This is a genomic window from Desulfosarcina cetonica JCM 12296 (assembly GCF_001311845.1).
Classification (GTDB): Bacteria; Desulfobacterota; Desulfobacteria; order Desulfobacterales; family Desulfosarcinaceae; genus Desulfosarcina; species Desulfosarcina cetonica.
Genome location: NZ_BBCC01000512.1, coordinates 1 through 793, shown reverse-complemented (window position 1 = coordinate 793; position 793 = coordinate 1). Strand labels below are relative to the sequence as shown.

At 65.3% G+C, this 793-nt stretch carries 1 protein-coding gene and 1 pseudogene; both read left to right on the top strand.

The annotated features are described in order from the left end of the window. Window positions 1–373: GltB/FmdC/FwdC-like GXGXG domain-containing protein (locus tag JCM12296_RS46820; protein ID WP_157068225.1), on the top strand; the 373-nt coding region annotated here is incomplete at its 5' end. After that, a pseudogene (locus tag JCM12296_RS51250) lies at window positions 370–793 on the top strand (hypothetical protein); the annotation flags it as partial. The gene JCM12296_RS46820 and the pseudogene JCM12296_RS51250, both read left to right, overlap by 4 nt.

Here is a 793-nt window from a genome sequence, read left to right as displayed (position 1 = left end):
CAGCGGCGCCCTGGCCGTGGTGGAGGGGGTCGGCGACCATGGCTGCGAGTACATGACCGGCGGCCGCGTGGTGATCCTGGGGCCCACGGGACGCAATTTCGCCGCCGGCATGAGCGGCGGTATCGCCTATGTGCTGGAAGACGACGCCGGCAATTTCCGGGCGTTTAACTGCAACCGGGAATCGGTGGATCTGGATCCCCTCGATCCAAACGACGAAGCCGAGTTGGTCAGCCTGATCGAGGCCCATGCACGGGCTACCGACAGCCCCGTGGCCCGCCGGCTGCTGGACGACCGCTGGACCATGCGGGGGCGGTTCGTCAAGGTCATGCCCAAGGAGTACAAACAGGCCCTGGCCCGCATGGGCGGAGAATGATCATGGGAAAACCCACGGGATTCATGGAACACGACCGCCGGCTGCCCGAAAGGCGGCCGGTTAAGGAGCGGGTCGGCGATTTCCGGGAAATTTACCAGCCGTTTCCGGAAAGTGATTTGCGCGATCAGGCGGCCCGCTGCATGGATTGCGGCGTGCCGACCTGCCACGCCGGCTGCCCCCTGGCAACCGCATCCCCGACTGGAACGACGAGGTCTACCACGACCGCTGGGAAGCGGCCTTCCTTCAACTGGCGGCGACCAACAACTTTCCCGAGTTCACCGGTCGGCTCTGTCCGGCGCCGTGCGAGGAGGCCTGCGTGCTGAGTATCAACGCGCCGGCGGTGACCATCGAGCAGATCGAGAAGACCATCATCGAAAAAGCCTTTACCAAAGGCTGGGTGCGTCCGCAGCCGCCCGCGTC